This is a genomic window from Streptomyces sp. NPDC047028 (genome assembly GCF_040644095.1).
Lineage (GTDB): Bacteria > Actinomycetota > Actinomycetes > Streptomycetales > Streptomycetaceae > Streptomyces.
Window position 1 is genome coordinate 99,877 of the sequence record NZ_JBEYVS010000018.1, and the last position, 18,562, is coordinate 118,438.

General features: G+C 70.8%; 17 protein-coding genes and 1 tRNA gene. 9 read left to right on the top strand and 9 right to left on the bottom strand.

Translation table 11 applies throughout. The features are described from left to right. The first annotated feature begins 59 nt into the window (after window positions 1-59). Window positions 60-797: a Tellurium resistance gene (locus ABZ854_RS18095; protein WP_361211398.1), complete on the top strand. Its 738-nt coding sequence runs from the start codon at window positions 60-62 to the stop codon at window positions 795-797. Window positions 798-920: 123 nt separating this feature from the next. Here the strand turns inward: ABZ854_RS18095 and ABZ854_RS18100 are convergent, their stop codons facing one another. Further along, window positions 921-1,673, bottom strand: coding sequence for a TerD family protein (locus ABZ854_RS18100; protein WP_361211401.1), 753 nt, complete (start codon window positions 1,671-1,673; stop codon window positions 921-923). A gap of 177 nt (window positions 1,674-1,850) precedes the next feature. On the opposite strand from ABZ854_RS18100, the gene ABZ854_RS18105 reads away from it, so the two are divergent. From ABZ854_RS18105 to ABZ854_RS18115, 3 genes are read left to right on the top strand one after another with little or no spacing between them, the layout of a single operon-like run. Continuing rightward, window positions 1,851-3,017 (top strand): HpcH/HpaI aldolase/citrate lyase family protein, encoded by a 1,167-nt coding sequence (locus tag ABZ854_RS18105; protein WP_361211404.1) that lies wholly within the window; start codon window positions 1,851-1,853, stop codon window positions 3,015-3,017. 24 nt (window positions 3,018-3,041) lie between these two features. Further along, window positions 3,042-5,573: a phosphoribosyltransferase gene (locus ABZ854_RS18110; protein ID WP_361211407.1), complete on the top strand. Its 2,532-nt coding sequence runs from the start codon at window positions 3,042-3,044 to the stop codon at window positions 5,571-5,573. After that, the gene (locus ABZ854_RS18115) at window positions 5,573-6,403 is read left to right on the top strand and encodes an HAD family hydrolase (RefSeq protein ID WP_361211410.1); all 831 of its coding nucleotides are present in this window, start codon (window positions 5,573-5,575) and stop codon (window positions 6,401-6,403) included. Before ABZ854_RS18110 ends, ABZ854_RS18115 begins: the two co-directional genes overlap by 1 nt. Before the next feature lie 31 nt (window positions 6,404-6,434). Here ABZ854_RS18115 and ABZ854_RS18120 read toward each other — a convergent pair whose 3' ends face one another. Then, the gene (locus tag ABZ854_RS18120) at window positions 6,435-6,668 is read right to left on the bottom strand and encodes a zinc ribbon domain-containing protein (RefSeq protein ID WP_361211413.1); all 234 of its coding nucleotides are present in this window, start codon (window positions 6,666-6,668) and stop codon (window positions 6,435-6,437) included. A 289-nt stretch (window positions 6,669-6,957) separates the two neighbouring features. On the opposite strand from ABZ854_RS18120, the gene ABZ854_RS18125 reads away from it, so the two are divergent. From ABZ854_RS18125 to ABZ854_RS18135, 3 genes are all read left to right on the top strand, one after another. Next, on the top strand, window positions 6,958-9,171 hold the full coding sequence (locus ABZ854_RS18125; protein WP_361211521.1) for a transglycosylase domain-containing protein: 2,214 nt from the start codon (window positions 6,958-6,960) through the stop codon (window positions 9,169-9,171). Window positions 9,172-9,228: 57 nt separating this feature from the next. Further along, entirely contained in the window at window positions 9,229-10,509 is a 1,281-nt protein-coding gene (locus tag ABZ854_RS18130) for a hypothetical protein (RefSeq protein WP_361211524.1), read from the top strand. Window positions 10,510-10,684: 175 nt separating this feature from the next. Next, the gene (locus ABZ854_RS18135; RefSeq protein ID WP_361211526.1) at window positions 10,685-11,806 is read left to right on the top strand and encodes an amidase domain-containing protein; all 1,122 of its coding nucleotides are present in this window, start codon (window positions 10,685-10,687) and stop codon (window positions 11,804-11,806) included. Here ABZ854_RS18135 and ABZ854_RS18140 read toward each other — a convergent pair. After that, the gene (locus ABZ854_RS18140; RefSeq protein ID WP_361211416.1) at window positions 11,794-12,369 is read right to left on the bottom strand and encodes a DUF4383 domain-containing protein; all 576 of its coding nucleotides are present in this window, start codon (window positions 12,367-12,369) and stop codon (window positions 11,794-11,796) included. The genes ABZ854_RS18135 and ABZ854_RS18140 overlap by 13 nt on opposite strands. Window positions 12,370-12,531: 162 nt before the next feature. Next, window positions 12,532-13,938: a hypothetical protein gene (locus ABZ854_RS18145; protein ID WP_361211419.1), complete on the bottom strand. Its 1,407-nt coding sequence runs from the start codon at window positions 13,936-13,938 to the stop codon at window positions 12,532-12,534. 172 nt (window positions 13,939-14,110) lie between these two features. On the opposite strand from ABZ854_RS18145, the gene ABZ854_RS18150 reads away from it, so the two are divergent. Beyond that, a tRNA-Val gene (locus ABZ854_RS18150) sits at window positions 14,111-14,185 on the top strand. Between the two features lie 54 nt (window positions 14,186-14,239). Here ABZ854_RS18150 and ABZ854_RS18155 read toward each other — a convergent pair. Then, complete coding sequence (locus ABZ854_RS18155) at window positions 14,240-14,584, bottom strand: hypothetical protein (protein WP_361211422.1); 345 nt, start codon at window positions 14,582-14,584, stop codon at window positions 14,240-14,242. A gap of 121 nt (window positions 14,585-14,705) precedes the next feature. After that, window positions 14,706-15,605 (bottom strand): 2-dehydropantoate 2-reductase, encoded by a 900-nt coding sequence (locus tag ABZ854_RS18160; protein WP_361211425.1) that lies wholly within the window; start codon window positions 15,603-15,605, stop codon window positions 14,706-14,708. 93 nt (window positions 15,606-15,698) lie between these two features. Here ABZ854_RS18160 and ABZ854_RS18165 point away from each other — a divergent pair, with 93 nt between their 5' ends. Beyond that, window positions 15,699-15,929, top strand: a complete 231-nt coding sequence (locus tag ABZ854_RS18165; RefSeq protein ID WP_361211428.1) for a DUF2277 family protein — start codon at window positions 15,699-15,701, stop codon at window positions 15,927-15,929. A gap of 188 nt (window positions 15,930-16,117) precedes the next feature. Here ABZ854_RS18165 and ABZ854_RS18170 read toward each other — a convergent pair whose 3' ends face one another. The 3 genes from ABZ854_RS18170 to ABZ854_RS18180 all read right to left on the bottom strand — a co-directional run bounded on the left by ABZ854_RS18170 (window position 16,118) and on the right by ABZ854_RS18180 (window position 18,314). Then, window positions 16,118-16,681 carry a VTT domain-containing protein gene (locus tag ABZ854_RS18170; protein ID WP_129312084.1) on the bottom strand — a complete coding sequence of 188 codons (564 nt, stop codon included), beginning with the start codon at window positions 16,679-16,681 and terminating at the stop codon, window positions 16,118-16,120. Window positions 16,682-16,905: 224 nt separating this feature from the next. Next, entirely contained in the window at window positions 16,906-17,376 is a 471-nt protein-coding gene (locus tag ABZ854_RS18175; RefSeq protein ID WP_361211431.1) for a DoxX family protein, read from the bottom strand. Window positions 17,377-17,669: 293 nt separating this feature from the next. Further along, window positions 17,670-18,314, bottom strand: coding sequence for an HNH endonuclease family protein (locus ABZ854_RS18180; protein ID WP_361211434.1), 645 nt, complete (start codon window positions 18,312-18,314; stop codon window positions 17,670-17,672). Between the last annotated feature and the right edge of the window lie 248 nt (window positions 18,315-18,562).

Consider the following 18,562-nt stretch of genomic DNA (forward strand, 5'->3'; position numbering starts at 1 on the left):
GGCCGACACGGTCGGCCGCCCCGACGGCTTTACGGCATCGGGTGCATGGGGGGCGGGACATGGGATTCTTCGACGGGCTGCTGGGCGGACGCGCGACCGACTTCGACTCGGGCAGCGCCGCGACCAACTCCATCCAGCTCACCAGGCGGCATCCCCAGGTGTCCCTCACCAAGCAGGACGCCGCCACCGGACACCTGCGCATCAACCTGTCCTGGAGGATGCGCACCTCCGACTTCGACGACAACCCACGCAGCAGCCTCTTCCGGCACCCCTTCAAGGCCCTCAAGCCCCCGGAGATGCTCGAACACGGCCAGAGCATGGTCAACGTCGACCTCGACCTCGGCTGCCTGTACGAACTGACCGACGGCACCAAGGGCGTCGTCCAGCCCCTCGGCGGCTACCTCGGCGACGTCAACGCACCGCCGTACATCAAGCTCAGCGGCGACGACCGGTTCGGCTCCGGGTCCGGCGAGACGATGTACATCAACCTCGACCACCGGGACGCCATCAAACGCCTCCTGGTCTTCGTCTACATCTACGACCAGACCCCCGCGTTCGACCGCACCCACGCGATCGTCACGCTCTACCCCAGCAACGGCCCCCGCATCGAGATAAGCCTCGACGAACGCCACCCCCAGGCCCGCTCCTGCGCCGTCGTCCACATAGAGAACGTCAAGGGCGAACTGGTCGTCCGCCGAGAGGTCAAGTTCGTCTACGGTTTCCAGGGCGAACTGGACCGCCTCTACGGCTGGGGCCTCACCTGGGGTAGGGGCTACAAGACAAAGGCGGACAGATAAGCGCCCCGTAAGGGGCGCGGGGCTGTATCGATATGCGGCTCCGCCGCGCGGGCGCGACAAGCCACAACGCACCCGCACCCGCGGACCACCCGAGAACCCCCACCCCCTTGGGCGAGAGCCCCCTTACCGCCCGATGAACTGAGGCCCCTGCGGCGGCAGCCGAAACTCCCCGTCCCGCCCAGCCGCCGGCGGCGGATACCCATAAGCCCCCTGACCCACCGGAACCGCCGGAGGCAACGGCTGAGAAGTAGTCTCCGGCAACGCCACCGGCGGAACCGCGGCCGCAGCCGCCCCCACCTCGGCCGGCAAGGCCCCCGCCGGCAAGGCCCCCTCGGACTCGTCCACGGAGATACCGAAATCCGTGGCCAGCCCCTTCAACCCGTTGGAATACCCCTCACCCAGCGCCCGGAACTTCCACCCCTCCCCGCGCCGGTACAGCTCACCGCAGATCAGAGCGGTCTCCGCACCCGTCTCCGGCTTGATCTCGAAGTGCGCCAGCGGCTCCCCCTCGGCGACCGCGGCGTCGTACAGGAAGATGCACAGAGCAGGCACCCGGTCGAAGGACACCCCGTCCGCCGAGGCGACCAGCAGAACCCGGCCGACCCCGGGCTCCATGCCGGAGAGGTCTGTCTGGATCGTGTCCGTCAGCCCCTCGGACACCCTCTTCTTGCCGAGCCGCCACACCTTCCCGGACGGATGCCGGGGCTGGTTGTAGAAGACGAAGTCCTCGTCCGAGCGCACCCGGCCGTCGAGGCCCAGCAGCAGCGCCGACGCGTCGACGTCCGGGACCCCCTGCCCCGGCGTCCAGCGCAGCACGGCGCGCACCGTGGTGGCGTCCAGCGGGACGTTCGACCCCTTCAGCATGGCGTGCGTCATGCGGTCATCCTGCCCTCTCGGTCCTGGCCACGACAATGCGGGGGGTGCCCGGGCCGGCACCGGTTGGTTACGTGAAATTCATGCCCGAGGGGAACCCGGTGCACGGGTCCCTACGTACTATTACCGGCCACCCTTTACCGAATCCACGGGCTTGACTTGGGCCTTCGAGGGAGTCCTATGCGTCATTTCGGGCACATCGCCCCCGAGGTGCGGCGGCGCATCTTCCACCAGGAGCCGGGCGCCTTCACGGCCGACTCACCGGCCCGGCTGCTCTCCGCCGCCCTGGGGGCCACGCTGTACAGCCCGGCCACCCGCCCCCGGCTCGCCGACGACATCGTCAAGCAGGCCGGCCGCGGTGTGGTCTCGATGGTGCTCTGCCTGGAGGACTCCATCGACGACGCGGATGTCGCGGCCGGCGAGGAGAACCTCGTCCGGCAGTTCGCCGACCTCGCCGCGCGCACCGGCGTGGAGCCGCCCCTCCTCTTCATCCGGGTCCGCGCCCCCGAGCAGATCCCGGACCTCGTCCGGCGCCTCGGCTCCACCGTGCGGCTGCTCTCCGGCTTTGTCCTGCCCAAGTTCACCGAGGAACGCGGCATCCCGTTCCTGGAGGCCCTGGCCGTCGCCGAGGCCGCCTGCGGCCGCCGGCTGTTCGCGATGCCGGTCCTGGAATCGCCCGAGCTGCTGTACCGCGAGTCCCGGGTGGACACCCTGGAAGGCATCTCCCGCGCCGTCGGCAAGTACCGCGACCGGGTCCTGGCCCTGCGCCTCGGCGTCACCGACTTCTGCTCCTCCTACGGCCTGCGCCGCGCCCCCGACATGACCGCGTACGACGTCCAGATCGTCGCGTCCGTCATCGCCGACGTGGTGAACATGCTGGGCCGGGCCGACGGCACCGGATTCACCGTGACCGGGCCCGTGTGGGAGTACTTCCGCGTTTCCGAACGCATGTTCAAGCCGCAGCTCAGGCAGAGCCCCTTCCTCCAGGTGCGCGCCGAGGAACTGCGCGAGAAGCTCATCGAGCACGCCATGGACGGGCTCCTGCGCGAGATCTCCCTCGACCAGGCCAACGGTCTGCTCGGCAAGACCTGCATCCACCCCTCCCACGTCCTGCCCGTGCACGCGCTGTCCGTCGTCAGCCACGAGGAGTTCAGCGACGCCGCGGACATCCTCCGGCCGGAACGTGGCGGCGGAGGTGTACTCCGTTCGGCTTACACGAACAAGATGAACGAGGTGAAGCCCCACCGCGCCTGGGCCGAGCGGACCCTGCTGCGCGCCGAGGTGTTCGGCGTGGCGAACGAGGACGTCGGCTTCGTGGAGCTTCTCGCCGCCGGAATAACCGGCTGACCCCCTTCCCAACCCAAGGAACGCATGAACAACGCAGTGAACGACGGGGACTGGTCCGGAAACTGGGTCGCCGAGCGGCTCGGAGTCGGACTGGAGGGCGACGACGGCCTGCCGGCCATGCTCGGACTCGCCCTGCGCCGCAACCCCAAGCGGGCCCACCTCCTGGTCTCCAACGTGCTGGGCAAGCACGTACCCCAGTCGCCGTCCGTGGTGTACGGCCACGGGGTCGCCCTCGGCCGCCGGGTCCGCGAGATGCTCGGCGAGGCGGAGGCGGCCACGGCGGTCGTCCTCGGCTACGCGGAGACCGCGACGGGCCTCGGCCACGCGGTCGCCGACGGGCTGGGCGCCGCCCCGTACCTGCACTCCACCCGCCGCCCCGTCCCGGGCGTGGCCCGCGCCGGCGGCTTCGAGGAGTCCCACTCCCACGCGACCTCGCACCTGCTGCTCCCCGAGGACCCGGCGCTGCTGGCGGGGGAGGGGCCGCTGGTTCTCGTCGACGACGAGTTCTCCACCGGTAACACGGTGCTGAACACCATTCGTGACCTGCACGAACGGTATCCGCGCACGCGGTACGTGGTGGTGGCGCTGGTCGACATGCGCGACGCAAAAGACTCCGGGCTGCTGCTGTCGTTCGCCGGTGAGGTGGGAGCCCGGGTGGATGTGGTCGCGGCTGCGTCCGGGGTGGTGCGGTTGCCTGCCGGCGTGCTGGAGAAGGGGCAGGAACTGGTTGCGCGGTACGGGGGTGAGGGTGGCGGTTCGGCGGGCGGGTGCGGGCCCGATGTGGCTGGTCGCGCCCACGCGGCGGAGCCGCACAATGTCTCGCCCCGCGCCCCTGTAGGGGCGCTCCGGCCGAGCCACGTTGTGAAGCGCGCCCACCTCCCCTGGCCCGCCGGCCTCCCCGACGGCGGTCGGCACGGGTTCACCCCCGCCCATCGGGCCCGGCTGGAGGAGGCGCTGCCCGGGATGGTCGCCCGCCTTGCTGAGGCGCTGCCTCCCGATGCCCACCGGGTACTGGTGCTCGGGTTCGAGGAGTTGATGTACGCCCCGCTGCGGCTGGCGTGCGGGCTGGAGGAGGTGACCGGGGCCGAGGTGCGGTTCTCGACCACGACCCGCTCGCCCGTCCTCGCCGTCGACGATCCCGGTTACGCGATACGCACCCGGCTGGTCTTCCCCGCCCACGACGACCCGGCGGACGGCCCCGGCGAGCGGTACGCCTACAACGTCGCCGGAGCGGGCTTCGACGCCGTCGTCGCCGTCGTCGACTCGGCCGCCGACACCCCCGCCCTGCACGCGCCCGACGGCCTCCTGGCCCGCCTCGCCGACCAGGTGCCGCACGTCCTGCTCGCAGTCGTACCGTCGTACGTCCCCGAGCCACACTCCTCTCCCGAAAGGCCGGTCATGCTGCCCGAGCCCCTCCGCGGCCCCGCCTTCTCCTCGTACGCGCCCGACGAGGTCGGCTGGCTGCTGCGGGACCTCTCGGACGTGCCGCTGGAGGCGCCGACGGAGGAGCGCGAGGAGGCCGTGCAGAGCGGCGGGGCGCACTACGCCGAGTCGCTGCCGGTGGAGTACCAGCCGACCGAGCAGTACCAGGAGCTGTTCCACGCGGCCCTCAAGGTCTCGGCCGCCCGCATCGCCCAGGCCACCGGCGTCGTCACGGAGACCGTCCTCGCCGAACGGTCGCCGCGCCCGGTGCTCGTGTCGCTCGCCCGCGCGGGCACCCCCGTCGGCGTGCTGATGCGCCGCTGGGCCCGGTACCGGCACGGCCTCGAACTCCCGCACTACGCCGTGTCGATCGTGCGCGGCCGGGGCATCGACGCCAACGCGCTGCGCTGGCTGGCCGCCCACCACGACCCGCGGGACGTCGTCTTCGTTGACGGCTGGACCGGCAAGGGCGCGATCACCCGGGAACTCTCCCAGGCAATACGGGAGTTCGAGGAGCGGGAAGGCGTCACCGGATTCGACCCGGAGATCGCGGTTCTCGCCGACCCCGGTTCCTGTGTGCGCACCTACGGCACCCGCGAGGACTTCCTCATTCCCTCGGCCTGCCTCAACTCAACTGTTTCCGGCCTTATTTCACGTACGGTGCTGCGCGCGGACCTGGTCGGCCCGCATGATTTCCACGGCGCGAAGTTCTACCGGGAACTCGCCGGCGCGGATGTGTCGGCGGCCTTCCTGGACGCCGTCTCGGACCGCTTCACCGAGGTCGCCGACACGGTCGACGCGGCCGTCAAGGAACTGATGGACGGGGACCGCACGCCGACCTGGGCGGGCTGGCGGGCGGTCGAGCGGATCAGTGAGGAGTACGGCATCCACGACGTCAACCTCGTCAAGCCGGGCGTCGGCGAGACCACCCGGGTGCTGCTGCGCCGGGTCCCGTGGAAGATCCTCGCCCGCGCGGGTGCCGGCGCCGACCTGGACCACGTACGGCTGCTCGCGCGGCAGCGCGGGGTGCCGGTGGAGGAGGTGGGGGAGCTGCCGTACTCCTGCGTCGGACTGATCCACCCCAAGTACACGCGGGGCGCGACGGGCGCCGACGGCCGGGCGGTGAACGTCTGATGCCGGTGCTGGTGGCGAGCGACCTCGACCGTACGCTCATCTACTCCTCGGCGGCCCTCGCGCTGACCATGCCGGACGCGCGGGCGCCCCGGCTGCTGTGCGTGGAGGTCCACGAGGCCAGACCCCTGTCCTACATGACCGAGACGGCCGCCCAGCTGCTGGCCGACCTCGGCGACGCGGCGGTCTTCGTGCCGACGACGACCCGGACCCGTAAGCAGTACCAGCGCATCAACCTGCCGGGCCCGCCGCCCAAGTACGCGATCTGCGCCAACGGCGGCCACCTCCTCGTGGACGGCGCCACCGACCACGGCTGGCACGCGGGGGTGCTGTCCCGGCTCGCCGAGGAGTGCGTGCCGCTGGCGGAGGTCCGTGAGCACCTGGCGCGGTCCGCCGACCCCGCCTGGGTGCGCAAGCACCGGGTGGCCGAGGACCTGTTCGCCTACCTGGTCGTCGAGCGGGAGCTGCTGCCGGAGGACTGGGTGAAGGAACTGGCGGTGTGGGCGGAGAACCGTGGCTGGACGGTCTCGCTCCAGGGCCGCAAGCTGTACGCCGTCCCCAAGCCGCTCACCAAGAGCGCCGCCGTCCGCGAGGTCGCGCGGCGCACGGGGGCGGAGCTGACGCTGGCCGCGGGTGACTCGCTCCTCGACGCCGACCTGCTGCTCGCGGCGGACCGGGGCTGGCGTCCCGGCCACGGGGAACTGGCGGACACCGGCTGGACGGCCCCGGCGATCAGCGCACTGCCCGAGCGGGGCGTGCTGGCCGGCGAACGCATCGTAAGAGAGTTCCTGAGGACGGCCCGGGGAACGACGGAGCGCGGCCCACAGCCGTAGGCACACCCGCGCGGGGCGGCCAACGGTGGTTTCAGCCGCAGCAGCCCCCGCCGCAGCACCCGCCCCCGCCACCGCCGGACCCCGCACCCGGCGCCGGAGCAGGGGCGGATGCGGAGGAGACGCCCCCCACGGCTACCGTCGACAGCAGCTTCACCGTGTCGTCGTGGCCCGCGGGGCAGGCGGCGGGGGCGGCCGACTCGGCCATGGGGCGGCTCAATTCGAACGTGTCGCCGCAGGTCCGGCAGCGGTACTCGTAGCGTGGCATGTGCACAGGTTAGTCTCCGCCCAGACGCGGGCGGCTCAATGTTTCATGAGTGTTCTATTCCATCGGCCACGTGTGCGGAGTTTTTGAAAACACTGCTGATAATTTGTGAACGCCGTCGCGAGGAAGCTCAGCTCAACCCGCGCGAGCACGACCGAGTGGGGAGGGGGACGCCGTGAACGATGCGTCGCAGCGCGGGGACGACGCGAAGAGCGAGGGCCGCAAGGGCGGGCCGTTCGACTCCGACGAGACCCTGCACCTGAAAGTGGACGCCCTCCGGGCGGACCACACCATGCAGCTGCGCATCCCCCTCCAGCCGAAAGGCCCCAAAGATCCCAAGGGTCTCAAGGGTCTCAAGGGGCCTAAGAGCGACGAAAGTTCCGAAAGTCCCGATCAGTCCGGCGTCGCCGCCCGTTCGGAGTCCCCGACCCCGCCCCCGGCCCCCGCCGCCGGCGGCCGCGCCGACCGCCGGCGCGACGCGCGCTCCTCGCTGCGCGAGCGAATACAGGAGCGAATAACCACCGTCGCGGCCCCCGTGCTCGCGGCCCTCGCCCCCTACGCGCGCCGTCTGCAGCCGTACGCGCGCCGCCTCAAGCCCGTCTACCCGCGCCCCGGACGCACCGGCTGGCGCCGCTGGATGCCCTCCTGGCGACAGTGGATCGGCGCCGTGCTCTCGTCGATCGTCATGGTCTTCCTGTTCCTCGTCGTCGCCTACGCGGCCACGGACATCCCGAAGAACCTGAACACCTTCGCCACCCAGCAGGACAACGTCTACTTCTGGTCCGACGGCACCCCCATGGCCCGCACCGGCTGGGTGCAGCGGCAGGCGATGCCCCTGAAGGACATACCCCCGGACGTCCGCTGGGCCGTGCTCGCGGCGGAGAACGAGAGCTTCTACTCGGACCCGGGCATCTCGTTCAAGGGCATCACCCGGGCCCTGTGGCGCACGGTGGGCGAGGGGGACACCGAGGGCGGCTCCACCATCACCCAGCAGTACGTCAAAAACGTCTATCTCACCCAGAATCAGACCATCAGCCGCAAATTCACCGAGGCGATGATTTCGCTCAAGCTGGACAACCAGATGAGCAAGGACGACATTCTGGAGGGGTACCTCAACACCAGCTGGTTCGGCCGCGGCACCTACGGCATCCAGCGCGCCGCACAGGCCTACTACGGCGAGGACGTCAGCAAGCTCAACGCCTCCCAGGCCGCCTTCCTCGCCTCGCTCCTCAAGGGCGCCGGGCTCTACGACCCGACCCTCAACCAGGCCAACCACGCCCGCGCCGTGGAGCGCTGGAACTGGATCCTGGACCGCATGGTCAAGATCGGCAAGCTGTCACCGGCCGAGCGGGCCACGTACAAGACGTTCCCCGAGCCGCTGAAGACGCCCCCGCTGTACGACACCGGACAGCAGAGCGACTACCTGGTGGAACTGGCCTCGCAGTACGCCAAGAAGGCCGCGCACCTCACGGACCAGCAGTTCGACCTGGGCGGTTACCAGATCTACACCACCTTCGACCGCACACGGGAGAAGGCGCTGACCGACGCCGTCACCAAGGCCCGCAAGCAGGCGAAGAGGGACACTCCCGCCGCCGCGAAGAACGGCCACTACGGCGCCGCCTCGGTGGACACCGACGGCCGGATCCTCGCCGTCTACGGCGGCCCCGACCACCGGAAACAGGGCTACAACGAGTCCAACGCCACGACCGTGCCGGCCGGCACCGCGTTCCTGCCGTTCGTGTACGCCGCCGGCCTGGAACACGGGGTCCACAAGACTCGCTCCGGCCCCGCCACCCCCGTCACCCCGGAGACGGTCTACAACGGTGACGACGCCGTACCCGTCACCACGCCCGAGGGGCCGTACTGGGACCGCAGCGGCAAGAAGGTCGCCGCGCACAACGACGGCGGCAGATCCTACGGCCCCATCACCCTGCGCCAGGCGCTCGCCCAGTCGGTGAACACACCGTTCATGCAGCTCGGCATGGACACCGGCCTGGACAAGGTGCGCGACACCGCCGAGGCGGCAGGCCTGCTGCACTCCAGCATGGGCCCACAGGTGCCCGCCCTGTCCCTGGGCAGTTCCACGCCCAGTGCCATCCGGATGGCCAGCGGGTACGCCACGTTCGCCGCCGGAGGAAAGCACACCGAGCCGTACTCGGTACGCCGGATCACCCGCAACGGCTCCGCGATCCCCCTGGCCACCCCGCGCCCGCACCGCGCGGTCGGCGCCCAGGTCGCCGCGGACGTCACCGACGCCCTCACCGACTCCTTCCGCGCCGCCCACCCGGCCGCCGCCGAGCCGGGCGTGTCCGGCAAGGCGGGCGGCAATGACAAGGACACCGCCTCCTGGTACGCCGGCACGGCCGACTCCGTGTCGACCGCCGTGGTCGTCTACCGGATGGACCTCGCGAAGTCCCTGGAACCGCTGCCCCTGCACGGACTGGCGGGCACACCCGCCGACAGAGTCCCCTACGCCCTCTGGTCGACCGCGACGGGTCTCGGCTGATGCCCGGACCCCGACCGCCCGAACCCCCCTCCGCAGAATGAGCCGCGCATGCCGAGCATGAAGTCACCGACGGGCCGCCGCCGAGCAGCCGGCCGCCGCCGCGTCCCCACGGCCACCAACCCGCAGGTCCTGACGCTGGCCGCGTTCCTCGTCGTGGCCTCCCTGGTGGCCGGCTACCTGGTGCTGACCCGCACGGACAGCACCACGCCGACCGCCTCCGCCGGCAAGAACGGCGCGGCGAGTCCCAGCCCGAGCGCGACCCCCTGGGACGGCAAGACGCACGTCCTCGGCGACGGGTCCACCTCCTACACCGGGCCGCAGAAGGGGCAGTTGAAGGCAGAACCCCTCAAACCGGGGGAGAAGCCGCCCCAGTTCGTCGTGTTCTCCTGGGACGGCGCCCTGGAGGGCAGCGACCACCTCTTCTCGCATTACCGCGAGATGGCCCAGCAGTACAACGCCCACATGACCTTCTTCCTGACCGGCATCTACCTGCTGCCCAAGGACAAGAAGACCCTCTACCACCCGCCGATGCACGCGCCGGGCGCCGCCGCCATCGACTACCCCACCAACGAACACATCCGCACCACCCTGGAACAGCTCCGTCTCGCCTACGAGCAGGGCAACGACATCGGCACCCACTTCAACGGCCACTTCTGCGGCGCCAAGGGGGGCGGCGACTGGAGCGTCAAAGAGTGGAAGAGTGAGATCGATCAGTTCTACTCCTTCGTGGAGAACTGGAAGACCAACACCGGCTACAAGGACATCCCACCGCTGCCCTTCGACTTCAAGAAGGAGGTCGAAGGCGGACGCGCCCCCTGCCTGGAGGGCCAGCCGAACCTGCTCAAGGCCATCAAGAGCTACGGCTGGCGCTACGACGCCTCCTCGCCCGGCGACTTCCAGATATGGCCGGCGAAGAAGAACGGCATATGGGACTTCCCGCTGGAGATGCTGCCGTACGAGAACGGCAAGTTCCAGGGCCTGTCCATGGACTTCAACTTCCTCTACAACCAGTCGGGCGGCGAGACCAAGGGTGACCCGTCCAAGTACCCCCAGTGGGAACAGCAGACCGTCGACTCGTACATGGCCGGCTTCAACCGCGTCTACTACGGCAGCCGCGCACCGCTGTTCATCGGCAACCACTTCGAGGACTGGAACGGCAGCATCTACATGAAGTCCATCGACCAGATCATCCCGAAGATCTGCACCAAAAAGGGCGTCAAGTGCGTTTCGTTCCGGGAGCTGTCCGACTGGCTCGACGCGCAGAAGCCCGCCACGCTGCAACGGCTGCGCAGCCTCGACCCGGCGCAGTCGCCCGACTGGTCCCAGGTCGTCAAGTGACCCCTGTAACCACTCGGTTCCACTTGTGTACACCCTCTTCACAACCGCCGCGTGCGTCATGCGAAGATGCCGTCTCCCGGTAGTCATACCGGCGTAGAGGGGAACATCATTGAAATCAAGAAGACTGAGCCATAAGCGGCGTCGTACCGCGATAGTCGGCGCGGCCGCGGCATCCGTGGTCGCCGGTGTGGTGCTGGTGCCCAACTGGAGCGCGGGCGCGGCCGTGACCAACGACCCGACCGTGGACGCGGCCACCAAGGCCACCTTCCAGAAGCTGGCCGACGCCGTGTTCACCGACCGCACCGAGGCCCTCGTGGACAACCACGGGCACGGGAACGGCGGGCACGGCAAGCAGCGGACCGCCGGCTTCCGCGGCCACGTCCGCCTGTCCGGCACCCAGTCCCGGCACGAGGACTCCGCCCTGGACCAGCTGCGCGGCCGCAAGTCCCGCCTCGCCGAACTCGGCGAGAAGTACAGCGCGGGCAGCACCACGGTCACGCTGGACGCCACGGAGGTGCACGGCCGCCGCGCCAAGGTCGCCGTCACCGAGACGACCTCGCTGACCTACGAGCAGCCCAAGCCCGGTGCGCCCAAGACCACCGGCTTCCAGGCCCACCACGAGCTGACGTTCAAGGCCGACCGGCACGGAACCTGGCAGCTGACCGGCGTCCAGGACACCGACGACGGCGTCGCCGTCAACCAGGTCGCCACGCCGCAGGTGGCCACGCCGGACACCGCCACGGACGACAACCCGCCCGAGGCGCCCCGCTCGTCCACCTCGCGCAGCGCGCCGGCCAAGCCGAAGAACCTCACCTCCGGTACGTACGACTACGCCGCCATGGCCGCGTACGCCAAGAAGTACTGGAGCAACTACAACCCGGACTACCCGAACTACAACGGGCACGGGGACGGCGGCGACTGCACCAACTTCGTCAGCCAGTCCCTCAAGGCCGGCGGCTGGAAGCACGTACCCGGCTACACGTACGACTTCCACAAGTGGTTCGGCAACGCCGACATCCAGTCGGACTCGTTCGTCGGAGTCAACGAGTTCTCCTGGTTCGCCCTGTCCTCGAAGCGGGTTACCCCGCTGCCCTACGTCTACCAGCTGGACGTCGGTGACGTGCTGCAGATGGACTTCAACAAGGACGGGTCCAAGGACCACTCCATGATCGTCACCTACCGCAGCCCGCAGGGCGTGCCGTACGTGTCGTACCACTCCACCAACACGTACAACCGGTCGGTGGCGAGCCTCATCGCGTCCTACCCGACCGCGGCGTACTACGCCTACCGGACCTGATCCAGGCCCGCAGGGCCACTGCCGTCCCGGCCGTCCAGCTCCCGCCGTTCGTGCGGGGACGGCTCGGGATGCCGGGCCCGCCAGTACGGGTTGTCGTGCGGCAGGGTGGAACTCACCCTGCCGTACATCCCGAACGTCATCAGCAGCAGCCCGACGATAAAGCTGAACAGCACGTTCTGCATCTTGAACGCCAGGAAGTTGTAGTCGGTGTCGAGCAGGCCGAGGTTGAGGAAGCCGTTCAGGATGAACAGCACGCCGAAGACCATGTTCACCGTCGAGGCGACGTTTCCGCCGATCACCATGGCGACGAAGAGCAGGACGCCGACACAGATGGACAGCACGCTGAGCGTGCCGTTGGTGTTCAGGCCCGCGACCGTGTCACCGCCGGTGTTGAAGAACCCGATCTGGTCGATCAACCCGAGGATCCCGAAAACCAGCAGGAAGAGCCCTATCAGGCCCGCGCCGATCCGGTAGATCAGGTTCAGCCGGTGATCGACGGGCAGATGCTCGTCGAACCGGATCCGAGACCGGGGTTCCCGCGTGTGCGCTGCGTGCGTGGCCATATCCGCCTCCCTCGGGCGCTAGCGGAGGCCATCCGTCCGTTCCACCAAATATCCGCCTGCCCACCCCACACGGCAACATTCCACCGCCAACCGGCGGCCCCCGGACCGAACCGGACACCGACGCCGGCGGCTCGGCGCAACGTGGGCGGCGGGAGGCTGGGCTCAGCGGGCCGTGCCGCCGCCGCGCTCCTCGCGGATGCGGCCGACCACATCGGTCACCGTGCGGCGTACGGCCTCCGTCTCCGTCAGGAAGCGCCAGTAGTCCGGGTGCCGGCCCTCCAGGCCGGCGACCGCGCGGTCCAGGCGCGCCACCGCCTCGTCCAGCGGCCCGGCGTGCCGGGGATCCGGGGTCGCACGTCCCGCCATGGCCAGCCGCTGCGCGTCACGGATCGCGAACCGCGTCCGCTGGATCTCCTGCTCCGGGTCCTTCTGGACCGCGTTCAGCCGCGTCAGCCGGTCCCCGGCCGCCGACACCGCCTCGTCGGTGGTGTTCAGCAGCGCCCGCACCGTCGACAGCAGTGACGTGGCGTCCGGCCAGCGCTGTGCCTCCCGCGCCGACTGCGCCTCGCGCAGCTTCAGCTCGGCCTGCCGCACGCTCTCGCCCGCCTGCTGCGGCACATGCTGCAGATCCTGCCAGCAGGCCGCCGCGAACCGCCGCCGCAGCTCGCTCAGCACCGGCTCGACCTGCCCCGCGCGGGTGGTCAGCGCCTGCGCCCGGGTCCGCAGACTCACCAGCCGGTGGTCGATCTCGCCGGCCCGCTCCGGCAGCCGCTCGGCCTCCGCCGCGATCGCCCCGGCCTCCCGCTGCACCCGCTCGGCCCGCTCCAGCGTCGGCGCCACCCCGTGCTGCCCGGCTCCCTGGTTCAGCCGCGTCAGCTCGGGCGACAGTGCGGCCAGCCGGGCCGCCAGGTCGTCGGCCTTCAGCCCGTGCTGCCGTACGGCGTCCAGCGCGTTGCTCGCCGCCAGTAGCGCCTGCCGTGCCCGCTCCACCGCCGGCGCGACCCGCGCGAGCTGCGTCTCCGCCTTGCCCAGCAGCGGCCCCAGCGAACCGCCGAACCGCTCCAGCTCCTGCTTGACCCGGGCCAGTTCGTCCTTCGCCGCCGTCAGCTCGCTCCGCGCCCGCGCGGCGGCGGATGCCTCCAGATCCACCCGGTCCAGATCATGCGCGTCCACGGCCTGGATGTAGCGCTGACTCACCTCGTCGATGCGCCGGCCCAGCGCCTCGAAGTCGGCGACCGCGCGCCGGGCCGCCGGGGAGTCGTCGACGGCCGTGATGGTTTCGACCGAGATCCGCAGGTCCCGCTGGGCGGTGTCCAGTTCGTAGAACGCGGCCGCGGCCGCGTCCTTCGCGGCCTGCGCCTCGGCCCGCTGCCCCTCGGCCCGCCCGCCGAACCAGCGCCGGGTGCCGCCCCCGGCGAACGCGGCGGGCAGCGCGAGCGCGGCCAGCACCGGCAGCCCCATCAGCACGAGGGCGTCACCGAGACCCGTGGAGCGGCGCCGGGGCCGCGGTCGTGCGGTCGGCGGCGGACCCGGCCGCGAAGCCGGCGTCGCCGAGATCCCCGTCGTCACATCCCTCTCCCGTGCTGCGATCCGCCCTGGGCGCTCTCATTCTCCCACCAGTAGAGGACGAACACACGAGCCGATCAGTTCGCCGTACGCACCCTGCTTTCGGCGTCCGGTGCGGGGGCGGACCGGGTGTGCGGCGGTGCTGCCCCGGCCATGTAGGCTGTCGGCCTGTCCCGGGTGCGTAGCTCAGTGGTAGAGCGCCTGCCTTACAAGCAGGATGTCGGCGGTTCGAAACCGTCCGCGCCCACCAGGTGATCAGGGAAGACCCCGGACCGTGAGCGGTTCGGGGTCTTCGCGTTGTGGGTCAGCCGGACTGTTCCGCGGAGTCCTCGTGGGCGTGCTTGAGTTTGGTGCGGGCGTCCACGCGTTCCGCTGCCGCTATCTCGGACCAGAAGCGGTGGGTGCTGACGAAGACCGCCAGTTCGTGTTCCCGGCGCCGCAGCTTCTCCACCTCGGCCTGTTCGTCCGCCGTCCAGCCGGGGGAGGCGGGGCGTTCCACCTTGCGCCAGCCGTTGTCGTCACTGAACGCGTCCGCGGGCTCGACGGACCACGGCAGGCGCTTGAGCAGGGCCGACAGCTCGGACCGGACCTGATGCAGCTCCTCCTGGCCGGCGAGGAGGTCACTGGGGAATCCGTAGGTCGTTGCCACACCGCAATGCTACGCCTGTTCGATTTTAGGTGGCGAGTTCGGCCACGAGGTTCACGCGAACGAGGGGGTCGGTCGACTCCGCGACAGCGCGGTCGAACCTCGTGGCCGGACGGGGAGCGGATCAGTGGCCTGCTGCCCGCAACTCGCCCACCAGGCGTGCCGTCACCGGTGCCGGAACGCCGTGCCGGTCCGCCGCGCGGAGCAACGCCCCGCCGATCGCGTCGAGTTCGAGGGGGCGGCCCGCCCCCGCGTCCCGCTGCATGGAGGACTTGGTGGCGGGCGGGAAGGAGTCGTACCGGGCGAGGGCCTGGGCCGGGTCGGTGGGGGCGCCGCAGGCGCGGCTGACCGCCGCCGTCTCGGCCACCAGGGCCTGGAGTTCGTCCCGGTGGCGGGTCCGGGCCTCGCCGAGCGGAAGGCCGTAGCGCGTGGTCAGCAGGGCGAACGGGGCGAGGAACGCCATCTTCGCCCACAGGGCCGCCGTCTCGTCGCCGACGACGCGCGTGACCGGGCCGGCCGCGGTGAGGGCGGTCGCCAGGGTGTCGAGGAGGGGCCGGGGCACCTCGTCGCCCGCGAGGTCGATCTCCGTGAACGGGCTGCCGTGTTCGATCTCGCCAGGGGCGACGCGGGTCGATTCGACGCGGATCACGGCCGGGGCCACACGGTCGGGCCGGTAGCGGGCGCGCAGGACGGCGGGGTGTTCGACGCCGTTCAGGAGCGGTATGACGAGGGCGTCGCCCAGGGCGCCGGCCGGGACGCGGCCCAGTGCGGCGTCCAGTGCCGTGTGCTTGACGGTGATCACGCAGGCGTCGACCGGTTCGCGCAGTTCGGTGTCCGCTTCGACACCGGCGCCGAAGTCGCCGAACTGGCCGCTGCGGACCCGGATTCCGTTCGTGCGCAGGGTGTCGGCCGTGCCGGCCCGCGCGAGGCAGATCACCCGGTGTCCGGCGCGGGACAGCAGGGCCGCGAGGAGGCCGCCGATGCCGCCGGGGCCGAGTATGGCCACGGTGAGTCTGGTCGTCATGAGGAGGGTCCTCTCGTCGGTCGGCCCCGGGGATCGGTGGCCGCCTTCGAGGTGATCTTCGCAGCCGCGGGCGGGCTGGGCCAGACTGGGAGCATGTGCCGGAGTATCAAGACGCTACGACCGCCCGCGCTGGCCGAGGAGGCCACCGAGGAGGAGATCCGGGCCGCCGCACTGCAGTACGTGCGAAAGGTCTCGGGCTTCCGTGCGCCAGCCGCCCACAACCGCGAGGTGTTCGAACGGGCCGTCGAGGCCGTCGCCGAGGCCACGGCGGAACTGCTCGGGGGCCTGGAGGTCCGGGGACAGTCCGCACGAAGCGCCGGGTGACCGTGAAGGGGAGGTGAGGGGGCGGGTGACTGGGCGCGGGGGCGTGCGGGCGTTGGTGGCCGTGTGTATGGGGTGCCGCTGGTCGCCCGCGGGCGTCGGTGCGTACGGGTGGGGTGGCCGGGCTGGTCACCGTGCCGCGCGGTGGCCGCGTGCCGGGTCCGGGTGATCGGCCGTGGAGCGCCGCGTGGTTACGCCGGGCGCCGGCGCATCAGGTACGCCGCGGCCGCCCCCGCTCCGAACAGTGCGGCGACCGAGACGGCCGTGGCGATCCAGGTCGGGCCCAGCCAGCGGGCGCCGTAGTAGCCGAGGGCCACGCTGTATCCGGCCCAGGACAGGCCGGCCAGTGCGGACCAGGGGACGAAGTCGCGGGCGCGGCGGTGGGCGGCACCCGCGCAGAAGGAGACGACCGAGCGGCCGGCCGGGGCGAAGCGGGCCAGGACCACCAGGGCGCCGCCGCCGCGGGACAGCGCCTCGCCGAGACGTTCCTGCGCGGAGGTCAGCCGCCGGGAGCGGGCGATGGCGCGATCCAGTCGCTCGCCGCCCCGCCAGGCGAGGCGGTAGGCGACCAGGTCACCGAGGACCGAGGCGGTGGCTGCGGACAGGATGAGGGCCAGCACGTCGGGCACCTCGTGCGGGACCTGGCCGGTCGCCGCCCCGGTGCCCGCGGCCGCCGCCGTGGCGGCCGTGATCACGAGGACGCCGCTCGGCAGTACCGGCACGAACACGTCGAGCAGCACCGACACGGCCACCATGGCGTAGATCCATGGTCCCGCGGCCAGTGACCCCAGGCTCTCCCACACGACGACTCCCCGTTGACTCCCCCGATGACAGCCATACAGCGTACGCCCGGGCTGTGACAGCAGGTGCGCCGGGGGCCGGTGCGATCGGGGCGCGGGGAACAGTCGCTCACCGGGTCCCGTACACGACGGTGCCCTTCTCCGGTGGTGGGAGAAGGGCACCCGTGCGGATGTGAGGGTCAGGCCGCGACCGGGGTCTGGTCCGCGACCGGCTGCTGGTCGGCCGTCGGCCGCGCCGTCGCCGTGCGCTGGGTGACGAACCGGTCCAGGCCGAAGGCGCCGGAACCGGTGAAGACCAGCAGGAAGAAGGCCCAGCAGAACAGGACGGACATCTCACCACCGTTCTGTATGGGCCACAGCGCGTGCTGCTGATGGACGTCGAAGTACGCGAACGCCATCGAGCCCGAGGCGAGCAGCGCGGCGCCGCGCGTGCCGAGGCCGAGCAGGACGAGGGTGCCGGCGACCAGCTGGATCACGGCCGCGTACCAGCCGGGCCAGGTGCCGGCCTCGATCGTGCCGCCGTGGGTGCCCATGGCGCCGCCGAGGACACCGAAGAGCGAGGCGGCGCCGTGCACGGCGAACAACAGGCCGACGACGATACGGAACAGACCGATGGCGTACGGCTGAGCGGTGTTGAGGCGCGCGGTCATGAGGGGGAGGTCTCCTCTTCGGTGTCGTACCGACCGGCCGGGGCAGCCGGTCGTGGGGGCGGCGGTACCGAATCGGGGGCCAGGTTAGGCAGACCTAATTCATACTTGCAAGTTCAAGTTCTGGCCATGGTGCATGCCTGCCTCTGCGGTGCCTTGCCGGTGCCGATCGCCCTCTGTGCGGACATCGAAGCCCAAGTCCCTTGTGCCGGACTTAACTTGAGACTTGAAGCGCTTTGGTGTGCAGAAGCCCGCGCCTCCCAGGGGCGCGGGCGTCCGTAACGCGCGGCGCGGGCTCAGCAGTTCGCCAGGTATCCCTGCAACGCGCTCTTCTCGGCGGGGTCCACGGAGAGGTCGTAGTAGTACTTCACCTGGACCCAGGCGCGGACGTACGTGCAGCGGTACGCCGTGCGGGACGGCATCCAGGTGGCCGGGTCCTGGTCACCCTTGGACTGGTTGACGTTGTCGGTGACCGCGAGGAGCTGGGGCCGGGTGACGTCGTTGGCGAAGGCCTGGCGGTGCGCGGTGGTCCACTTGCTCGCGCCGGAGTCCCAGGCCTCGGCGAGCGGGACGAGGTGGTCGATGTCGACGTCGGACGGCGAGGACCAGGTCGCGCCGTCGTACGGCGAGTACCAGCTGCCGCTCGTCGGGTAGCAGGACGAGTCGGTCGTGACGTTCGAGCCGTCGCGCTTGAGGATCCACTCGCGGGTGTTGCAGGTGCCGGAGATGGTGATCCAGGTGGGGAACAGGCTGCGCTCGTAGCCGGTGCGGTTCTCGGCGGCCACGGTGAGCTGGGAGAGGTAGCTCCGGGCGGTCGCGCCGCTGACCGGGGTGGGCAGGGCGGCGGAGGCGCTGGGGGAGTTGAAGAGGGCGGCCGAGGCGATGAGTCCGGTGAGGGTCGCGAGTATGCTCAACCGTCGACGCGCGTAGACTTTCGGCATGTGAACTTCCTTGTGGGGTGGGGGTTTTGGCTGCGGGCAGGGGAATGCTCGCGGTGTCGTGTGACCGGGGAGTGAGCGCTCGGTTAGACGCTAGTGACGCGTTCATGACACGACAAGGTTCACGGCGGAACTTTCGCGTCCCTTACTATGGACGGGCAGAAGGGGAGTAGCTCTTCGCCGGACCGTCGACATACTGCTCAGCCAGCCTGAGCCGGCGCCCGGAGGCGGACCCCGCGCGGACCGCCCAG